We start from the raw sequence: 18,995 nt of genomic DNA on the forward strand, positions 1-18,995 counted from the left end.
TCTATCTAAACGTTGAAGTTTTCTTTAGAAGGTGCTCTCATCCCGTTTTGGATTGCGATAACATCGCTTTGTAATCCCCTTCTGTGATGTCGAAGAATATTTCGTCCAAAAATTCACCTTCGTACCTGTGATATTCCCTACGCGTGCCGATCTTCCTGAACCCTGCCTTGGCCAAAATCCGTTGTGGGCTTTTGTTTAACACGGTCGCAGAAGCAAAGAGAGAGTGCAGCCTGAGTTTTTCGAAGGCAAAATGCAAGAGAGCCATAATAATCTCCGATCCATACCCCCTGCCCTGGAACTCCCTTTCCCCTATGAGGATGGATATCTCACCCCTCATGTTTTTTCCATCCACATTGTACACCGAGGCGAAACCGATGGGCTTATCACCCAACGAGACGATGAAATCAAAGTCGCTAGAGGGTTTCATCAGTTCTCGCTCCAGATATTCCCGTGAGATTTGGCCGGAGTCGTCCATAAATCTGAGGTTTTCAGCGTCGTTGAACCAACTCAGCAGAATGTCGACATCACATAGCTTCACAGGCCTCATGGTCAGGTTCTTCGTCTTGATTAACTCGCTTTTGTTGTCTGAGGGTCTCTCCTTCAAACGGCCTCTTTCAATAGCTGATCGGAGGATTATGTCAACTAATTGACCGAAGGTCATTCCATCAGCTTCGATGGAGGCCACAAAGCCGCTATGGCAGGGGCTTAAACACGGGTTAGGATTGACCTCCAGCACGTATGGGATTCCCTCCCTCAGCCGGATGTCAACCCTCCCATATCCAAAGCAACCCACCGCCCTGTAAGCCTTCAATGCCAAGTCCTTCACTCTCGCCGCTGTATCAGGGTCAAGCTCTGCAGGGCAGCTTCTGCACGTTCCTTCGTACCATTTCGAATTTTCAATCCACTTCGCCTCATAGCTGACCACCCGCTCTTCCCGGGGAGGTAAATTGAAGACTATCTCAGAAAGGGGTAAAGCCCTTGCTGTTTCACCAGATCCCAATAGTGCCACATTCAGCTCCCTCCCATCAATGAACTCTTCCACGAGGGCTGGCTGGAGATACACCTCAAGGATGTGGCTTATCTTCCTTCTCAGGTGTGCCTCATCATATACCACCGAATCAGGCCCTACACCTATGCTGGCATCTTCCCCAACAGGCTTCACGATTAACGGATAGGATAGCTCAGCATGGATGGGCTCATTCGGTTCCAGGATCAGTTGATAAGCTGGCGTTAGTATCCCATGGCTGACCAGTATGTTCTTGGTGATGAATTTGTCACGACATATGGCCAGGGTACGGGAATTTGAGCCTGTGTAGGGTATCTTAAGCAATTCGAGGAGGGCAGCAATCTTACTCTCGGCCGACGTATCCCCGCCCAGCCCTTCTGCAAGGTTGAAGACCATGTCAAGGTCCAGCTCGTTTAATTCCCCCAGTAATTCACTGCTCACCCGCAGCAATAAAGCCTCATGACCTGCATTTTCAAGGGAGGCTTTCACAGCCGAGACCGCGTCAAGCACCTCGTTTTCAGCCACAATGTCGGCAGGCATTCCTCTTTGGAGTTGGCCCTCTTCAACAAGGTTGTACAATATCCCAATCTTCATTTCATTTAACCCTCGGAGTAACGGCTGAGCCCCGCATTCAAAATCTCGGCGATCAATTCCTCGTAAGTCATGCCAGAGGCATAGGCAGATTTCGGAAATCGTGAATTCTCCCTGGGGTCCGGGATCAGACCAGGCAACGCGTTGACATCGATCACGTTCGGCACGGAATCAGCATCGAGCCTCAGGTCAATCCTGCTAAAATCACGACACTCGAGGACTTCATACGTCCGAAGGGCGGTATCTTTCAGGCATTCCTCCAAGTCTGCGTCCAATTTGGCAGGGCAAATTATTCCATCATGCTCATTATCTGGAGCGTCCCAGTACCATTTTACTTCATAGGAATCGAATTTAGGAAGGTCATCTGGAAGCCCGTCGAAGTCAATCTCAAGCACTGGAAGAACTCTGGGCGGATCGTTGCCTAGGATCGATACCGTGAACTCCCTTCCTGGCAAGTACTCTTCAACTAAAGCAGACTGGTTATACTCCTGAAAGATTCTCTTAATTATTTTCTTTGCATCCCTTTCATTTTCGACAAGCGCGTCTTTCATAATGCCTTTGCTTGATCCTTCTGCGTTGGGCTTCACGAACAATGGAAACTTAAGTCCATCCAAGGATTGCTCTTCCGAGGCTAAAAGGCAAAACTTTGGCGTCGGAATGCCCCAGTAGCCCAACACCTCCTTGCTTCTTCTTTTGTCCAGAGTAATGGCCAGTGTAGCGACTCCTGAACCTGAATACGGTATCCCCAGCAGTTCGAGCATTGCAGGAATATGGGACTCCCTGCTCTCGCCCCCCATTCCTTCCGCTATGTTGAAGACGAAATCCGGCTTCGTAGCCCTTAATTTCTGGAAGGCGTTTTCATTCGCCTCTATCAGCGTTACCTCATGACCCAGGGCTTCGATGGCTTTCTTTATAGCTTCAACAGTCGAAATCTCATCGAACTCAACGAAAGCGTCGGTTTTATACCTGCTGTTCTTCTCAGGTAGCGCGTTATAGGTTAGGGCTATCCTCATGCTATCTTGGGTTGGGGTAGACATAACGCTCCCCCCGATAGTTTCTCAAGACGATTTTCTCTTCGTTTAGCTCTTCGACGTACTCAGGCAAGAGTGGTACTTTGCCACCGCCGGGGCTATCGATCATGAAGTGTGGGAAGCAAAGACCAGAGGTGTATCCCTGGATGGATTTGATTATTGCCAAACCTTCCTGGACCGTTGTCCTGAAATGCTCGACCCCTTTGACAAGATCGCACTGGTATAAGTAGTAAGGTTTGACCCTTATTTGGACCAGTTTTTGCATCAGCTCTTTGAGAATCTCAGGCGAATCGTTCACACCTTTTAGAAGCACCGTCTGGCTCCCCAGCGGAATTCCGGAATCAGCCAGCATCTCACATGCCCTCCTGCTCTCAGAGTTGACCTCCGCAGGATGGTTGAAGTGTATGTTCATGTATAAGGGGTGATACTTTCTAAGCATATCGCATAGGTGCTTGGTGATCCTCGAAGGCAGGACACATGGCACTCTGGTTCCGATCCTTATAATCTCGAGGTGTTTTATGTCCCGCAGCTTTTTCAAGATATGCTCTAATTCCCAGTCCTCCCTCATAAGTGGGTCTCCACCTGAAAGGATGACATCCCTGACCTCAGGATGCTGTCGTATATATTCAATGCCTCCTTCGATTTGTTCCATTGGGATCTGCTGTATTCTACCGACCTTTCTCTTTCTGGTGCAAAACCTGCAGTACATGGCGCACTTAGAACTCACCAAGAGGAGGACTCTATCCGGGTACCTGTGAACCAGACCAGGAACTTTCGTGTCCCTTTCCTCCTGCAGGGGGTCTGCGGAATTAACATTATCCTGGAGTTCGGCCAGACTGGGTACGCACTGCCTCCAGATGGGGTCGTCCTTTTCTTTTATAAGGCTAAAGAAATGGCGGCTTATCTTGGCAGGGTAAACCTTAGTTACCTTTCTTATTTCCTGCAAGTCAGCCCCTAGACTATAGAGATTATCAAATACGGAAAAACTGTGGGTTCTCTGCTGTCTATCCGGGGGTTCTTCAGACTCGGATTCGCTTGCCCCATTATCTCGGTTCGATACTCGACTAATGCAGGTATCCATCTTTTCTGTCGTACCTTAAAACTCCTCCTGATATAATAAACTTTCCGTATGTAATAAACCTGAAAAATATTGATTACGAAATTTCATCTTTTATTCCTTAAGAATTTATATGAATGTACTGAAATCCACACTCTTATGCTATTGACAGGACAGGACAGTATAGAGACGAATAATGAAACTACGCCTTATAGACCAAACTGTAATGTTTAAGGTTAGACAAACATATTAAGTGATTCGAGAAGACACGGTATATGTGGAATTTCATGGCCAGACCAAACACGGAACTGCTAGATGTAAGACTAGAAGTCTATGAAGAGTTTAAGCCATGATACCAAAAATTCCATCAAATAAGAGAGTTATATTAGCTAACATAAATAAATAGAAAAAAGGGAGGTGAGAAATTGAAAATAGAAGAGCTGAAACCAAGAGATACTGTTGATTGTCTAAAAGCAAAGATAATAGATAAGCAAAACCCAAGGAGAGTTGAGACGAGAAACGGTAGAACATTGGAAGTTGCTACGGCAACATTAGAAGATGAGACTGGAACGATTCCCTTCACGCTCTGGGGCAAAAACATTGAAGAGGTTCAAGTCGGGGACATGGTCGAGATAAAGGATGCTTTTGTCAATGAGTTCCAAGGAGAGCCGCAGTTAACGCTAGGAAGAAGAGGGAGTATGAAGGTTGTCTAGGCACGATGCACTCATCCAAATCAGGGCAAGTAGAGGGATAGAGGAGAATGAGAGAGAATCGATCCTAAACATAATCGATCGATATAAGGGAAAAAGTGATTACGAAATATCTGAGGCAAAAAATGGGTATGACATATATATGTCATCATTAAATGATGCCAGACATACAGTTGCGAAAATATTGAAAGTGGTGGGTGGAAAAAGAACTGAAAGTATGAAATATCTTAGGGTTCAAGATGGTAAATCGATCTATAGGTTCACCCTTTGTGTGAGACTTCCCAAAAAGCCGTCTAAGGCAAAATATGGGTTTGATTGAATTGTTTTAATGAGTGCTATATTGCCGGTATATTACGTCAACAAGAAGGGATATACCACCAAGTACATCAGATCTCCATAGACGACGATAAAACCAAGCGTCAATGGAATCGAATCATGAATGGCAGCTCTGGCGTCACCATAGCAGGAATTGTTCCGTCCTTTGCTTGCAGTCTCAGCATCTATCTATCCATATCAATCCCTCCGGGCACAAATTTTTGAATTATGTTAACTTCCTGTTCAGTATAGCTCTCGATAAGCTTGATGCGTTTATTTTGCAGTTCGGAGATTTTGGAGTTATATCCGAGAAATTCATCACTGCTTAGCTGCGTTAAATTATAGAAGAAGATCTGGGAGGGGATGATGAACATTAGAAGGAAGGCGTTCCCAAAAGCGCTGAAGATTGAGGAATGAAAGTGGAACTAAAGGAAAAGTTGAGACCGCTATGGAAAGTGCTTTAGCATCTGCTCCATCAAGCGCTTTGACCTTATCACTGAAAGGGAGAATCTGACCATTGAAATGTCTACGAACGCTAACACCATTCCAATAATGATAAGACGCCATGTTTTGTTGGGAACTTTTCTCATGATTCAGGGTCTAGTTATCAGTTCTGGACCCACAGACATTTTCACGATTTTGGGAAGTTTGCCCCATTTTGCCATGCTATCCCCATAGATTATCAGCGCACCGTCTATGTTCTTGATGCCCTCAAATGAAGTATCAAGGTCCTTCTTAGATGTTATCTTGTTACCTAATGCAGTCGCAGTCGCATCTGCAAGTGCTGCGCTGGATGAAACAACAGTGACTGCATCTGAATTACCGAAACTGATCGAATGGCCAACCCTACCAGATGAGGTGCAGATTCCGATCATGGAATCCCTAGGCTCTATTTGCAGCGCAAGGTCTTTAATAGGAGATTCACCCGTGTAGATTCCAACGTTTACAGGGATTTCATTCACCAATGCTATGTCGCCACCATTATCAACTATCACATGTTTTGCACCCTTTTGCATCATCGCTTCAACCGTCAGTTCTGCAAGGGTACCAGCCACGGCGGCCATCGGTCCCACACCAGCAGCATTGCCAGCGTCACACATCCTCTTCACGACTTCAGGCACATTCTTTGGTGCCTGATACGGTTCAAGCGTGACTTGAAAAAAAGGATCGGATAGAATGTATCGCTCCAGATGCCCCCTATGCTCCCTGATAACTTCTTTGGCAAGTTCTATGTATTTCTCATCGGCGGTGATCGTTACAAGGGTCTCTTTTAGCTGAAATCTGGTTCTCATGAAAATTCCAATGCACCGTGGGGACATGCAGTTATGCACGCACCACACTGATTACACCGTTTCTCATCCAAAGCTATGCTCCAGTCATCTTTGAAACTGAGTGCTCTAACATAGCAAACAGAGATACATGCACCGCAATTAATGCATTCATCCTCATCCAGAATGACCGGGTGCTCTAAGATGGATACCTCCACTCCTCTTGAGCGGAATAGTTTTATCACCTCATTGAGCTTTTCATCTGGAACATCGACCACAACTTCACCACTTACTGCGTCTACGCTCGCCCTATTGATGTTCAATTTAGCCCCTGTTTCAAGTATCACCTCTGAAATATGCGGCTCTTGATTTATTTCCGGGGCAAACCTTAGAAATATCTTCATATCATAATCACCACGGAATGCTACCTACCGTTTTTCTTCGAGAGGTGCTTGGAAAGAGCATCCATTTCGTTTCGCAATTAATCTGCTTATGTCATCGCTCGTTATCATTCCAATGACCTTGCCATCTTTGTCTATAACTGGCAATGCTGAGATATTATGTTTTTCCAATTTTCTAGCGGTTACATCTATCGGCTCGTCTAATGTGGCGGTAATAACTCTTCTGGTCATCGTCCTATCCAGTTTATCATACTTCCCCTGAGCTACTGCTTTGGATATGTCCCACGCAGTTATTATGCCTATCAACCTATCATCTTCAGATGTGACTGGCAGATGAGTGGACTGCCCCTTCATGATCAACTTAGCCGCATCTTCAACGCTTTTCCCTTGTCTAATCGTGATCATCTTTCTTGACATCACGTCTTTGACAAGGGGTGTTTCCTTTGTCTGTTTCATTGGCCCAAATAGGGTGTCAGTCGGCAGTTTTTCCATGGGCTGAGACAGCATAAAATTGCCCTGCTCGATCCAATGCTTCAGCGTGGAGGCGACTTTCCTAGCCATAAAAAAGCTGGATAACGGTGAAGTACGAACTTCTTTACCATCCAGCTCAATCATACCTGACTTTAGTTCCTCATATGAGACCTTTCTTAGCGTTGGCCGTAACCTTCTCGGAGAGGAATAGTCCAATACATTTGTGATGATGTCTGCATCACTTATTCCTGTTTTTTTGGCAATATTTTCATTTAGAACGGGGATCGGTATCCCTAGCCCAACATATAGTGTAGCGCCATAGCCATGGAAAGCAGCACCCCTGAGAAATTCGCGATTCATCTCCTTTAGATTTCCAGTAACCATTATCGTTGCAAGATCGTTCTGGGGTTCATGTTGTGTCCCCTCCCCGATGATGTAGCCCGGGGCACCGCATAGAAAAATTTTGGAGCCCGTGCCTATCGTCTCAAAGTCAGGATCATTATATAAGGGAGATAGCACCCCAGCACCAGAGTAGGTTGCATTTCCATAGTTTGGAAGAAGAGTGTCCATATAGGTATACAAGGTTCTGTCAGACGAATTTGTTGCTACATTGTATCTTTGATATGCGTTTCTGGGATTCAGCATGATCGCTTGATTCAAGTCGTCTATCGTGATCTCAGTTTCAATGTTTTTCCTGGGATAACAATCTGTGCCATCTGCAACGGCCCTTATGTGAACGGATTTGCGAGCTACTAAATCTTCTATAACATGTCCGCCACCATATTCCATCCCTCGTGATTCGGAAATCTGCGTGGCGCCTATGTATGCATCTACCGCTGCAATGCCACCATATGCTTCCACATCGTTCAGCCACACTCTCTGCATTTTGATCGGGGGGTCAGAATGCCCAAAGTTCAAAAACGCTCCTGAGGAGCACATCGCACCGAAGGTGCCAGTGGTAACAACATCCACCTCTCTGGCGGCATCCTCTGGACCAAGTTCGTCCACTATATCAGTCATCTGTTCCGCAGTGACAACATGCACGCTGCCATCCTTGATCTTCTGGTTGATGTCTTGGACTGTTTTTTCCACCATTCTAAGCCACCTATGAGTGATATCTTTATATAAATTTGTTATTCCGATATAAATAGATTGTTGAATAGAATATTCCAAAGGGAATATATACTTGGAATGCATAACATAATACCAACCATGCTTCCAGATCTAGCAGAAATACAAAAAAGGAGAAGAAGTCTTGGCCTCTCGCAAAAACAACTGGCATGTTATGCAGGCGTTAGTCAATCATTGATAGCAAAGATAGAGGGGGGAAAAATAGACCCTTCCTATGGAAACGTCAAAAGGGTATTCAAAGCGTTGGAAAAGGAGATGGGCAAACAAAAAAAGGCGATATTGGCGAAAGAGATTAGCAACAAAGAGGTCGTCTGTGTGGATAAAAAAGATTCGATTCATAGGGCAATAGAGCTCATGCAAAAATACGATATCTCACAGCTACCAGTGTACGATGAAAATACGCCTGTTGGCATCATTACAGAAAAAGTCATAACCAACCACATAGTGCAAAATAAAGACCCAAAAAAATTATCAAAAAGGCCTATAGAGAGCGTGATGGAAAGAGAATTGCCTCAGATAAGCGAAGATGCCCCGGTAGAGATAGTTATCCCACTATTACAACACAGTCCAGCAGTTTTAACAATAAAAAGGGGGATTACAACAGGCATAATAACAAAAGCAGATTTGCTAAAGATCGTGCAACTTTAAAGAGGGGTTTTTGAGCGGATAATATCGTTTTGAGGATATGAGGGTAACTGGGATCAAGGACATAGTTGAGATATTGATTGAGATAGTATATATCCCCCATCCACTTCATTTAAACTACGTGCAAAACGATTTATAAATTCGGATAAGATAGATCAAATAAATCACATCCTCTTTCCGACAAATCTCTCCCAAATTTTCAGATCGTCGGTCGTGTTCACATTAACTGCAAGGGCAGGCTCCCCCATTATGAGCAAATGCTCATCCTGCTCCTCTCTTATCAAGCGCCCATCCAAGATGTTCAAGCCCACAGGCACGATCAATCGTCCTTCCCTGTTTAGCACGATATCGGGACGCCTACCGATCTCATTGCAAACTTTAAGAGGGACATAAACCGATAGCGCCGGCTTGTTCGCCTTTTGATATACGCAGATGACCTCATCGATTAGCTTCGAATCCAGAAGGGGCAGATCAGCCATTACGATGAGAAACGGTGATTTTAGTCCCAGAATCTCCGCAGCTTCTATCAAATCAGGTACATATCCGACGCCTCTCGTCTCGATCACAGGGAACTTGCCCTCCAGATGCTTTTTTGTTTTCAACGTATGGGGAGATGTTACGACAAAAATTTCATCGACTTTCTCGCTTTGTAGAAGTGCATCCAATACGTAGGATATCATAGCCCTTCCCTGTAACTCTATCAGGGGTTTCTCTCCCCTGCACAACCGAGTTCCAGGCCCACCTGCCATCACAAGAGCGTCCATGCAACTCCTCCCACAATTAATGCTGATATACGCCCAATTTCATTTGTAGCTCCGAGAACATCGCCACTCACGCCACCCAAGTTGTGATGCGCTATTCTTACAACTATCCATGCAGATGAAAGTGCGGCAAATAAAGCAATGATTCCCACCAGGCCTAAAGCGAGCCAACAACCCATCATCGAAAAGGCTAGTCCAATCAGGACATCACGCAGGGTAACATTATCAACGAATATGGACCCCAATCCTTGGTGCATACTTCTTCCAAACAGGGCTGCAGTTACCATGGATTGCTTGGCGCAAATCTCAGCCGCCAATAGCGAGAACAGTATGTTTGGCTTTAGTTCAGCTATGGCTGAGAACAGGATCAGGATCGACACTATACAAAAAGCAATCCCACCCACGCCCATAGAGGGGTCACGCATAGCCCTGATTTTCTCCTCCACAGAGCCATGTGTAAGTAGAGCGTCTCCAAAGTCCATTAATCCGTCTAAATGGTTCATTCCAGTGACCATATATAATACGGCAATGAGCAAGGCAGAGAATAAATAGTCTGACAAAAACTGTAGCATAAATCCAATGCAGCCAACCAAAAGACCGATGATGAAGCCCATAACCGGAAACAGATAGGCATGTGAACTCAACTTTTGGATGCCCTCGACGTCGATTCCAACTGGAATGGTGGTGAAAAAACCTATGCCTGCCCTTATCGGGGGGATATACTCATTCATTTTTATCTTCCTTTATCCTAAGCCCCGCATCATACATGTTTGCCGAGATGCCCCCTATGAGCCCTGCAATCACATCGTCCATGAAAGGACCCAGTTCCGCAACTATGCCGGGCTTGGCATTATCGCACCGAACGTATTCAAACAAGCCCTTATATCCGCCTATGTATGTTGAAATGCTCAAACCCAGCACCTCGTCAGCGATCAGTGATGAAGCATCTAGAGGGTACCTCTCCCCCAAATCGATCAATCCTTGGGCAGCATCTCTCTCAAGAGCGAGCCCAGCATAGATAAGAGCGCATAGATTCGGATCTGCCAATGCGTGCTCCAGCTCTTTTCCAAAAATCCTCCTCGCCTCATCTTCGGTCTCAACACCAGGATGAGGCACATGCATCTGCATTGCAGCAGAAACGATTTTTTCAGGCGATAGTCCCTGTGATTCGAGTAACTCTTTAATTTTCATATATATCATATCTCTCCTTAATACAGCGGCAGATATACAAAATAGACGATAGTAAAGGAAACAATTATTAAAAAGGTCGTTGCAATTTCCATAATGCGTACTGCCCTTTTGATATGGTAGGATTCCGGCATGTCAAGTTCACTGCCAAGTATATAATGTTCCGGCTTCTTAAGAGACACCGCTAGTGAACCTGCCATCGCAGCCATAGGCCATCCGGAGTTGGGGCTTTTTGTCAATCCGTGATCTCTCCTCGATATCTTCAGTGCAGAAAGAGGCGAACCATAGAAGATAGCCCCAGCCGAGATAAAGAGCACAGATAACCTTGCCGGTATGTAGTTCACCAGGTCATCTAATTTTGCAGAGAAGTAGCCGAAATCCCCTTGTCCAACCATGGAATCGAGGGTGTTGATCGCCTTGTATGCCAATGCTCCGGGTATGCCAAAAAGCAGGAAGTAGAACAAGGGTGAAAAGATGCCATCCACGAAATTTTCTGCAACCGATTCTATGACGGCAGAGGTAACCTCTTTTTTGGACAACTGAGATGGATCCCTTCCTACAAGCTTGGGCAAATTCTTCTTAGCATTCTCAAGATCGTCACTCGCGAGGTATTTTTCCATCATATTTGCAGTGCCTGCCAGGCAATTGATGGAAAACGTCGCCTTTAAAACATATGCTGACACAATCAAGCCGACGATCCCAGGTACAAGGGTGATTAAGTATCCTCCTAATGTAAAACCTCCCACAACCATCAGTGCCAAAACAACCCCACCTGTTTTCGATTCGCTTATATAAGATCGTAAGCCATCTATGAGTTTACCCATCCATACCACCGGATGAATTTTTTCCGGAGGTTCTCCAAAAATGAGATCGATGAGGATTGCAATTAGCAATATCTTCCAGATCATAGTCTCCCCTCTATGACTTTCCAGATTTTGCTCAATTCGTCACCTGCAAGGAGTCCATCCATTATCTCCTGTACAATATCCGTTTGATGTATTATCTCACAGTCAATGCAACTCCATGCAACTCTACCCGATGAAGTTTTCACATATTTTCCCAATCTCTTATCCTTACAAGGGTAGAATGGGCAGAAACAGAACGTGCAATCCTGTCCTAAGAAATGACAGGGATAGTGCTCACAACTCTCTCTGGCATTGGGATCGATGACCTGTTTTAGTGCTATCACGAGTTTCTCGTTTTCTTTCCTCGTCCTTACAGCCACTCTTACATAGCCCTCTCCCAAAGAGAAAGAATCGCAATTTCTTATAAGAAAACCATGATAAAGCATGCACTCCGCCAACTTGCTAGAGCTAAGACCGGTCCCCTTAACATCGAGCAAGATGAAATTTGCATGGCTTTCCAAGGGATTTACGCCTTTAATTTCGCTTAATTGGTTCATCAACCATTTTCGCTCACCCTTTATCAGCTCGCGTGATTTTTCCAAGTAATCAGATTTTTGAAATAGATAGATGGCAACTGCCTCAGCAAAACAACTTAGATTCCATGAAAGTCGCGAGTTATTCATCAATTCGACCAACCTTCTGGAGCCTATGCCATATCCAATCCTGACTCCGGGAATTGCAAAGCACTTAGTCAGTGATCGCAACACAAAGACGTAATACTCTTTGGCTGCGATATCACAGATGCTTTGCTCCGGATCTGATAGCTCGATAAACGTTTCATCCACAAAGAGATAGGTCTCATTTTTGACACAGCGATGCGCCAATTCTTCCAAATTATGGCGTTGAAGCAATTCTCCAGTTGGATTGTTAGGATTGCATATAAAAAGAGCCTTGGATTCCTCTAGCATTTTGTCTGATATCCCATCCACCTTCGAGCTTTCGACAAACAGGGGCTTTGCACCGAACAATCTGCAATTAAATTCATATTCACAAAAAGTTGGGGAAGGTATTATCACCTTGTCACCAAGCTCAACTATGAGCTCAGCAAATAGCCGGATGAGTTCTAAGGATCCATTTCCTGGAACTATGTTTTCGCTGTGAACGCCTGCAAAAGAAGCCGCAGCTTCTCTAAATTTTGCATATTGGTCATCTGGATACCTACCGATGTTTTCACATGCATCCAGTAGTATTTCCCTTACATCTGGCGGACCCATGGGGTTGAGACTGGTACTGAAGTCTATCAACCTTCCACTCTTACCAATAACTTCTGATGCCTTCCCCCCATGCATGCATCGTTCTAATGCCAATGCTTCTTTTCTAACCATTATAGATTCACGCCCAATATTTGTGATATTAAATCGGGCTCCACAGCCCTTCTGAAAACCTCGACGAAATCCTCCATATCGGATACATAGGGTATTACTCCTAGAAACGGAACTCCTGTTTTTTCTTCCAAGAACGTCAGCCCCGGCATTAGGATAGTATCATCGCCTCTGAATTTATTGACCAAAAAGCCAGATACACGCTGACCGTTGAGAAGTGCATACATCCCATATAGTACGGCAAACACACCACCCCTCTCGATATCTCCGACCAAAACAATCGAGGCATCAAACATATCTGCAATCTTCACATCTGTCAGCTCATCGCCCTCCAGGAGGATGCAATCATATTTGTGTAGGAGCCGCCCAATCGCCCCCATAGAGGCGTAATCCCGCTTATTAAGGGTGAATACACAATAGCCCCTTTCACTGAGCAACCTTCGTAACGAAGCTATTATGGTGCTTTTTCCACAACTTTTCGCACCCAAGAACATTAGGTTGTTCATATCAATGCCTCTATTTTTTCGAGATCAACGCTCGCAGAAAAGATGTTGGCTAGCTTATCTATTTCATCATCCAGGTCTCGTTCAAGGGTATCAGAGGGCTTTTGAATAGCTTTTAATACCGCTTTTCGAATAGGAGGATTGTCAAAAATACCATGAACGTATGTTCCGAATACGCTTCCATTAATGGCACCATCCTGGATCGTTTTGCCGCCCCTGTCAATAATAAAACAGGGCTTCAAGCTTGTGGAGGTTTGACCCATGTGAATCTCGTAACCGGTGATTTCCTTCCCCTGAAATTCTTCTAATATTCCGTTTCCAACTATGGTTCCCTTAATGCGCTCAGTGATCTTGGTATATGAGTCAAACCTCGTTACGACATCCAATAATCCCAGACCGTCGATCTCCTCTCCGTTATTTTCAAAGCCGCTATCGATTATTCTCTTTCCAAGCATTTGATAACCACCACATATCCCGATGATGACCCTGCCGTCGTTCGCAGCTTGGACTATTGCATGGTCCCGCCCTTGTTCACGTAACCATTTTAAATCTAGGATCGTGTTCTTAGTTCCTGGGATTATCAAAACGCTAGCACGTTTGATCTCACCCTCTCTCGATATATAGCGGACCTTTAGCCCCTCCAATGTGAGTGCATCGAAGTCAGTGAAATTTGACATGTGAGGCAAGCGAATAACTCCTACATCAAAATGTTCATCCTGATTTTTTAGAGACAGGGAGTCCTCCTCTGGTAGATGCAGATCTTCTATGTGTGGAACTACACCAAAAATGGGTTTTTCCAGGATGCGCTCTAGCTCGACGGTATCAACTGTTCCTCGAGACTTGTTAAGTATAATCCCGCTGTACAACTCTCTTTCATTACCCAAGAGATTCAAAGTGCCGAATAGATATTCGATAGTGCTGCCGTAATTGATATTATGTACAAGTATGCACTTTGCCCCCGCCAATTTTGCCGGATACATATTCACTATATCGCGTTGTAATATATTGATCTCCGCCGGGCTGCCAGCCCCTTCCATGATGATTAAATCGTATTCTGATGAAAGATGCTTGAGAGATGTCTCAACGATTTCCCGCCCTTGCCTCTCGACGAAGTCATGATACTCTTTAACGTTCATATCAGCATAAGGTCTGCCACGTATGACCACCTGGGAAACATGCTCTGCTTTTGGCTTCAACAATATCGGATTCATCTCGACTGTAGGCTCAACCCTAGCAGCGTGTGCCTGCAATGCTTGTGCTCTGGCGATCTCCCCTCCATTTGGGAGTACACACGAGTTGAGAGACATGTTTTGAGACTTAAAAGGAGTCACCCTATATCCTTTGTCAGCAAATATTCTACAGAGAGCGGTGGTTATAATCGTTTTTCCTGCATTAGAAGTGGTCCCATGGATCGCTATCGCTGGCATAGCTATAGAATAGAACGATAAACTATATAAAGGTGGTTAACTTAACCAACTAGGTGGATATATTAACCAAGTAAAATTGAAAAAGAAAAGAAAGTATCAGAGGTCCATAAAAATGTCTCGAAAGATTGCGATATTTCTCATTGCGAGCATATTGCTCGCAACATGTAGTGTCGGATTAGGAAATGCCAACTCTGCACCAACAATAACGTATTGGCATAATAGCAAGACGAACGACGATTCAACGGACATAACCATCAGCACAGGAGAAACGGTTACGTTCGACGTCACTGCCAACCAGAGCATCACTACATGGAATTGGATGTTGAACGACGTTGATCAAAATAACAATGCAAGCACTTTTGATTACACATTTTCATCTTACGGGACGTACTATGTCAATGTCTCTGGCTCCAACGAAAACGGAAAAACGCAGACAATTACTTGGAATGTCATCGTAGAACTGATTTTTACGGATGATCTGGGAAAGGTTTGGAAGATATCTAAACAACCGCAGAGGATCATCTCTCTATCGCCGAGCAATACTGAGATACTCTTTGCAGTTGGGACTGGAGATAAAGTCGTTGGAGTTACAGACTACTGTGATTACCCATCAGAAGTGGAAAACATACCAACGGTTGGCAGCTATGACAATCCATGTGTTGAAACTATTGTTAGTTTAACACCAGATCTGATTCTGGGCGCTTATGGCAATTCCATGGATGTGATTGACCAGTTAATAAATCTTAATTATATGGTGGTGTCATTAGACCCCAAAACCACCCCCGACATAATCGATAACATAGAATTAGTCGGAAAAATAACGAAACAAGAGAGTAATGCCTCGACATTGGCGGCTAATATGGTGCAACGAATCGATGCTGTAACAAGCAAAACGAGTACATTATCTGAGACACAAAAACTACGGGTACTTTACGTGGTTTGGTATGATCCTTTGTGGACAGCAGGTTCAGGAACATATGCCCATGACTTGATCCAAAAAGCTGGCGGGATAAACATCGCTGAACAACTTGATGGTTGGGGGGTGATAAATCTAGAGAGCTTATTAGATGAAAACCCAGAGGTTATAATATGCTCAGGAATGGGCGGGGGGTCAGAACTTATTAGAGACAATTTAATGAACAATGAGGTCATTCAAAAGACCGATGCCTATAGATACGGAAGGATTTATGCTATAGATGACCCCAACATCATCGAGCGGGCTGGACCCAGGATAGTGGATGGTCTGGAACGGGTACACGATCTGATCAGAGTGAATGTAATATCTTCTACAAATCCATTAGTAAATGTAACCGCAAACAAGACTGTGAGGATAAGAAGCGCTGAGAATGATGATTTGGTTTTGGACCTTGTAGCTTTGTCAAATGCTTCGGCATATATTGACATTACAAAATCTAGCACTCCTTTTGGGATAAGCGCGCCCTTTGAAAATTCTCTCGGAAAGTTCGTAAAGATAGAAGATGAGAACTTAAATTTGAATTGGGCAGTTATTAGAGTGTACTATACTCAAGCAGAACTTGATGCGTCTAATTTATTGGAAAGCACATTGAATCTTCGCTGGTATGACGAGACTGTTGATGAGTGGAAGACACTAGACAATAGCATGGACGGTGTATATGATACTGGCGTCTCTACTACAGATATGGAGGGGGGTTATACTGGATGTGTTTGGGCTAACGTTTCACACTTTAGTATTTATGGCATAACTGGAGTCACTCCAAAGCCAACGCCTGTAGGTCAGGGAATAGGAGGGGGAGGGTATGTGCCACCAACACCTACTCCTACTCCTATTCCTACTCCAACCTCTACTCCTATACTCACTTCAACTCCTACTCCAGTGCCAACCCCAACACCAACACCTACTCCAACTCCAGCACTCATTTTAACTCCTACTCCAGCGCCTACTCCAAGGCCAACACCAGCACCAACAGCAGCACCCACTTCAACTCCTACAGCTACACCTGCTCCAACGCCAACGCCTACACCTGCACCTACACCAACCCCAGCGCCCACACCCAAACCAACACCAATGCCAACGGTAAGGCCAACAATAGCGCCCACTCCAGCGCCCACACCAGAACCAGGAATACCGGGATTTGAGGCAGCCTTCGCAATAGTCGGACTCCTAGCGGTCGCATATTTGGTCCTGAAGCGGAGAGAAGAGTAAACAAACCTAAATGAAGGGAGAATCTCTCCCCCTTACACATTAATGCATGAGATAAATACAGACCTTATTGCTAGGCTGAACCTAGAATAGTAGATGGATGGTAGGAGATGGCTATATTTATACGTCCAAAGGAGGGTTGACGAGATGCGGGTAAGTCTCATCCAGATGGAAGTTAGAAATCGAGTAGAAGACAACTTAGATAGAGCAGAAGAGATGATAGATAGATCTTTCGAGAGCTTTGCTCCAGATTTTGTTTGCTTGCCAGAATACTTCTCTGCACCTATCTTTGACAGATCGAAAGAGGAAAATAGATCGAAAGAGGAAATATTTGATGAAATTTATCAACCCACGATATCTTTTCTGAGAGCCAAATCAAAAGAGCTGGGGATTTATATCATTGGTGGAAGCGTACTGGAGAAGGAAGGAGACGCCTTCTACAATACATCTTTTTTGCTCAAAAATGGAGAGATCCTAGGGAAATATAGAAAAATAAATTTGACTGAACCAGAAATGCCAGAACTAAAAAGGGGGGAGGAATGCTTTGTTTACGATACTGGATATGTAAAAATTGGCATACTAATATGTGCTGATATCTTATCTACAGAGATTGTCAAGACGGTAGCATCGATGGGCGCAGAGGTGCTATTCTTGCCAATATCTTTGCCTTCCGAGGGGCATCCCTCTACCCACGGGCATCCAGCATCTATTTCGATAGCCCACGCCAATTCCTTGTTCATCTTAAAGAATGCTTGTGTTGGTTTATCCTCTAGTGGAAAGAAGGTGGGCAGCAGAAGTGCCATAGTCTCACCTTGGGGCATCGCGAAAGAGGCCATGGAAGAAAACATGGAAGAAATCGTTTCAGCCGAACTAGACTTATCAAGAAATAAGGCAACATGAACACATAGCACATCACATATTTGCGAGGAAATAGAAAGAACTACCAAGTTTATAGCCAATGTCGATCCAAGTATTCCATTCAGAAATGAGACGTTTCCTCACATAAAGATCATTAGAGAAAGACAACTGCAGGAGCGGTCGAGGATTGGGTGAAGGTAACAAAGGAGTATTTGCGAAACGTATCTGTTTAAAGGTGAGCGAAGGCTTGCGATAGGAAGCGGTGAAAAATAGCATGAGAGAGAAAATCTTTCATTGGAAGAAGACATGGATATGCCTGATGATCGTGCTTCTTATGGCATCTGGTGGTTGTATCAAATTATCACCAATGATAGAAGAGCAGCCATTAACCGTTACAGACGACTTAGGAAGAGATGTGATTATACCTAAAGAACTGAATAGAATTGTCTCTCTGTCACCCAGCAATACCGAGATACTTTTCGCTCTTGGATTGGGAGATAAAGTTGTGGGTGTAACAAGATATTGCAATTACCCTCCTGAAGCACAGGAGAAAGAGGAAATTGGTGGCTTTGTCAGTGTAAACATAGAAAAAGTTGTTGCTTTAAAGCCTGATTTAATTTTAGCTGACTCCAGTCTACAAAAAGCCGTCGTGGAAGAGTTGGAAAAACTTGGTTTATCCGTAGTAGCTTTGGGCGCGGATGATGTAGATGAAATACTGGAGGATGTAGAGCTAATTGGAAAAATTACTGGAAGAGAGGAGATCGCTCAGGAATTAACAGCAAACATGAGAGATAAAATCAAAGCCATAACTGATAACACGAAGAGCTTAAATGAGGGACAATTACCCAAAGCCCTATTTATCCTTGAGCTTGACCCATTAAGAGTAGCTGGTCCGGGGTCATTAGCCCATATCCTAATTCAACTAGCAGGAGGATACAACATCGCTGCAGATGCAGATGCAAGATACGTAGTATATAACTCGGAATTGTTAATCGAACGTGATCCTGATGTGATCATTTTTAACAAACAGATGGGTACAATAGAAATAACAGCACAGGATTTGAAAGGTCAGCCTGGATGGGATGCGATAAGCGCTGTCAAGAATGACAGGGTATATGGAATCGATGGTGACATCATCTCCCGTAAAGGCCCTAGGATCGTAGACGGGTTAGAAGAGATAGCTATATATATCCATCCAGAATTATTTAAATAAAAGTGAGCGA

Annotated in this window: 19 protein-coding genes; 6 read left to right on the top strand and 13 right to left on the bottom strand. The window is 44.4% G+C overall.

Going from position 1 to position 18,995, the window contains the following annotated elements; genetic code table 11:
• Window positions 1-37 precede the first annotated feature (37 nt).
• The 3 genes from PHI74_03205 to PHI74_03215 are packed head-to-tail and all read right to left on the bottom strand — an operon-like array spanning window position 38 to window position 3,709.
• Window positions 38-1,600 carry a GNAT family N-acetyltransferase gene (locus tag PHI74_03205; protein ID MDD5485020.1) on the bottom strand — a complete coding sequence of 521 codons (1,563 nt, stop codon included), beginning with the start codon at window positions 1,598-1,600 and terminating at the stop codon, window positions 38-40.
• 5 nt (window positions 1,601-1,605) lie between these two features.
• Window positions 1,606-2,634 (bottom strand): hypothetical protein, encoded by a 1,029-nt coding sequence (locus PHI74_03210; GenBank protein ID MDD5485021.1) that lies wholly within the window; start codon window positions 2,632-2,634, stop codon window positions 1,606-1,608.
• Entirely contained in the window at window positions 2,612-3,709 is a 1,098-nt protein-coding gene (locus PHI74_03215) for a KamA family radical SAM protein (GenBank protein ID MDD5485022.1), read from the bottom strand. The genes PHI74_03210 and PHI74_03215 overlap by 23 nt, the downstream gene beginning before the upstream one ends.
• Window positions 3,710-4,110: 401 nt before the next feature.
• On the opposite strand from PHI74_03215, the gene PHI74_03220 reads away from it, so the two are divergent.
• Window positions 4,111-4,398: an SOSS complex subunit B family protein gene (locus tag PHI74_03220; protein MDD5485023.1), complete on the top strand. Its 288-nt coding sequence runs from the start codon at window positions 4,111-4,113 to the stop codon at window positions 4,396-4,398.
• A complete protein-coding gene (locus tag PHI74_03225; GenBank protein ID MDD5485024.1) occupies window positions 4,391-4,714 on the top strand; it encodes an NMD3-related protein in 324 nt (107 codons plus the stop codon). The genes PHI74_03220 and PHI74_03225 overlap by 8 nt, the downstream gene beginning before the upstream one ends.
• Window positions 4,715-5,303: 589 nt before the next feature.
• On the opposite strand, the gene PHI74_03230 is transcribed toward PHI74_03225, so the two are convergent.
• From PHI74_03230 to PHI74_03240, 3 genes are read right to left on the bottom strand one after another with little or no spacing between them, the layout of a single operon-like run.
• Window positions 5,304-6,002 carry a UPF0280 family protein gene (locus PHI74_03230; protein MDD5485025.1) on the bottom strand — a complete coding sequence of 233 codons (699 nt, stop codon included), beginning with the start codon at window positions 6,000-6,002 and terminating at the stop codon, window positions 5,304-5,306.
• Window positions 5,999-6,382 (bottom strand): 4Fe-4S binding protein, encoded by a 384-nt coding sequence (locus PHI74_03235; protein ID MDD5485026.1) that lies wholly within the window; start codon window positions 6,380-6,382, stop codon window positions 5,999-6,001. The genes PHI74_03230 and PHI74_03235 overlap by 4 nt, the downstream gene beginning before the upstream one ends.
• Window positions 6,383-6,406: 24 nt before the next feature.
• Window positions 6,407-7,945 (bottom strand): homocysteine biosynthesis protein, encoded by a 1,539-nt coding sequence (locus tag PHI74_03240; GenBank protein ID MDD5485027.1) that lies wholly within the window; start codon window positions 7,943-7,945, stop codon window positions 6,407-6,409.
• Between the two features lie 60 nt (window positions 7,946-8,005).
• Here PHI74_03240 and PHI74_03245 point away from each other — a divergent pair, with 60 nt between their 5' ends.
• Window positions 8,006-8,629, top strand: coding sequence for a CBS domain-containing protein (locus tag PHI74_03245; GenBank protein MDD5485028.1), 624 nt, complete (start codon window positions 8,006-8,008; stop codon window positions 8,627-8,629).
• A gap of 161 nt (window positions 8,630-8,790) precedes the next feature.
• Here the strand turns inward: PHI74_03245 and PHI74_03250 are convergent, their stop codons facing one another.
• Genes PHI74_03250 through PHI74_03280 form a run of 7 tightly spaced genes read right to left on the bottom strand, consistent with a single transcriptional unit; the run spans window position 8,791 to window position 14,732 of the window.
• Entirely contained in the window at window positions 8,791-9,390 is a 600-nt protein-coding gene (locus tag PHI74_03250) for an NTP transferase domain-containing protein (GenBank protein MDD5485029.1), read from the bottom strand.
• Window positions 9,375-10,118 carry an adenosylcobinamide-GDP ribazoletransferase gene (gene cobS, locus PHI74_03255; GenBank protein MDD5485030.1) on the bottom strand — a complete coding sequence of 248 codons (744 nt, stop codon included), beginning with the start codon at window positions 10,116-10,118 and terminating at the stop codon, window positions 9,375-9,377. The genes PHI74_03250 and cobS overlap by 16 nt, the downstream gene beginning before the upstream one ends.
• Window positions 10,111-10,578 (bottom strand): phosphatidylglycerophosphatase A, encoded by a 468-nt coding sequence (locus PHI74_03260; GenBank protein MDD5485031.1) that lies wholly within the window; start codon window positions 10,576-10,578, stop codon window positions 10,111-10,113. The genes cobS and PHI74_03260 overlap by 8 nt, the downstream gene beginning before the upstream one ends.
• A 17-nt stretch (window positions 10,579-10,595) precedes the next feature.
• Window positions 10,596-11,483, bottom strand: a complete 888-nt coding sequence (locus tag PHI74_03265) for a cobalamin biosynthesis protein (GenBank protein ID MDD5485032.1) — start codon at window positions 11,481-11,483, stop codon at window positions 10,596-10,598.
• Entirely contained in the window at window positions 11,480-12,805 is a 1,326-nt protein-coding gene (locus PHI74_03270; GenBank protein MDD5485033.1) for an aminotransferase class I/II-fold pyridoxal phosphate-dependent enzyme, read from the bottom strand. The genes PHI74_03265 and PHI74_03270 overlap by 4 nt, the downstream gene beginning before the upstream one ends.
• A complete protein-coding gene (locus PHI74_03275; protein MDD5485034.1) occupies window positions 12,805-13,308 on the bottom strand; it encodes an AAA family ATPase in 504 nt (167 codons plus the stop codon). The genes PHI74_03270 and PHI74_03275 overlap by 1 nt, the downstream gene beginning before the upstream one ends.
• Entirely contained in the window at window positions 13,305-14,732 is a 1,428-nt protein-coding gene (locus PHI74_03280; GenBank protein MDD5485035.1) for a cobyric acid synthase, read from the bottom strand. The genes PHI74_03275 and PHI74_03280 overlap by 4 nt, the downstream gene beginning before the upstream one ends.
• A 112-nt stretch (window positions 14,733-14,844) precedes the next feature.
• On the opposite strand from PHI74_03280, the gene PHI74_03285 reads away from it, so the two are divergent.
• The 3 genes from PHI74_03285 (at window position 14,845) to PHI74_03295 (ending at window position 18,985) form a co-directional block, all read left to right on the top strand.
• Window positions 14,845-16,917 carry a helical backbone metal receptor gene (locus tag PHI74_03285; GenBank protein MDD5485036.1) on the top strand — a complete coding sequence of 691 codons (2,073 nt, stop codon included), beginning with the start codon at window positions 14,845-14,847 and terminating at the stop codon, window positions 16,915-16,917.
• A gap of 93 nt (window positions 16,918-17,010) precedes the next feature.
• Entirely contained in the window at window positions 17,011-17,814 is an 804-nt protein-coding gene (locus tag PHI74_03290; protein MDD5485037.1) for a carbon-nitrogen hydrolase family protein, read from the top strand.
• Between the two features lie 232 nt (window positions 17,815-18,046).
• On the top strand, window positions 18,047-18,985 hold the full coding sequence (locus tag PHI74_03295) for a cobalamin-binding protein (protein MDD5485038.1): 939 nt from the start codon (window positions 18,047-18,049) through the stop codon (window positions 18,983-18,985).
• Window positions 18,986-18,995: the final 10 nt, after the last annotated feature.

The organism is Methanocellales archaeon (assembly GCA_028715985.1).
GTDB lineage: Archaea > Halobacteriota > UBA148 > UBA148 > UBA148 > UBA148.

Excerpts from the sequence above, each read along its gene's own strand:
- PHI74_03205 (MDD5485020.1), bottom strand. The coding sequence starts at position 1,600 with ATGAAGATTGGGATATTGTACAACCTTGTTGAAGAGGGCCAACTCCAA.
- PHI74_03210 (MDD5485021.1), bottom strand. The coding sequence starts at position 2,634 with ATGTCTACCCCAACCCAAGATAGCATGAGGATAGCCCTAACCTATAAC.
- PHI74_03215 (MDD5485022.1), bottom strand. The coding sequence starts at position 3,709 with ATGGATACCTGCATTAGTCGAGTATCGAACCGAGATAATGGGGCAAGC.
- PHI74_03230 (MDD5485025.1), bottom strand. The coding sequence starts at position 6,002 with ATGAGAACCAGATTTCAGCTAAAAGAGACCCTTGTAACGATCACCGCC.
- PHI74_03235 (MDD5485026.1), bottom strand. The coding sequence starts at position 6,382 with ATGAAGATATTTCTAAGGTTTGCCCCGGAAATAAATCAAGAGCCGCAT.
- PHI74_03240 (MDD5485027.1), bottom strand. The coding sequence starts at position 7,945 with ATGGTGGAAAAAACAGTCCAAGACATCAACCAGAAGATCAAGGATGGC.
- PHI74_03250 (MDD5485029.1), bottom strand. The coding sequence starts at position 9,390 with ATGGACGCTCTTGTGATGGCAGGTGGGCCTGGAACTCGGTTGTGCAGG.
- cobS (MDD5485030.1), bottom strand. The coding sequence starts at position 10,118 with ATGAATGAGTATATCCCCCCGATAAGGGCAGGCATAGGTTTTTTCACC.
- PHI74_03260 (MDD5485031.1), bottom strand. The coding sequence starts at position 10,578 with ATGAAAATTAAAGAGTTACTCGAATCACAGGGACTATCGCCTGAAAAA.
- PHI74_03265 (MDD5485032.1), bottom strand. The coding sequence starts at position 11,483 with ATGATCTGGAAGATATTGCTAATTGCAATCCTCATCGATCTCATTTTT.
- PHI74_03270 (MDD5485033.1), bottom strand. The coding sequence starts at position 12,805 with ATGGTTAGAAAAGAAGCATTGGCATTAGAACGATGCATGCATGGGGGG.
- PHI74_03275 (MDD5485034.1), bottom strand. The coding sequence starts at position 13,308 with ATGAACAACCTAATGTTCTTGGGTGCGAAAAGTTGTGGAAAAAGCACC.
- PHI74_03280 (MDD5485035.1), bottom strand. The coding sequence starts at position 14,732 with ATGCCAGCGATAGCGATCCATGGGACCACTTCTAATGCAGGAAAAACG.
- PHI74_03285 (MDD5485036.1), top strand. The coding sequence starts at position 14,845 with ATGTCTCGAAAGATTGCGATATTTCTCATTGCGAGCATATTGCTCGCA.
- PHI74_03290 (MDD5485037.1), top strand. The coding sequence starts at position 17,011 with ATGGATGGTAGGAGATGGCTATATTTATACGTCCAAAGGAGGGTTGAC.
- PHI74_03295 (MDD5485038.1), top strand. The coding sequence starts at position 18,047 with ATGAGAGAGAAAATCTTTCATTGGAAGAAGACATGGATATGCCTGATG.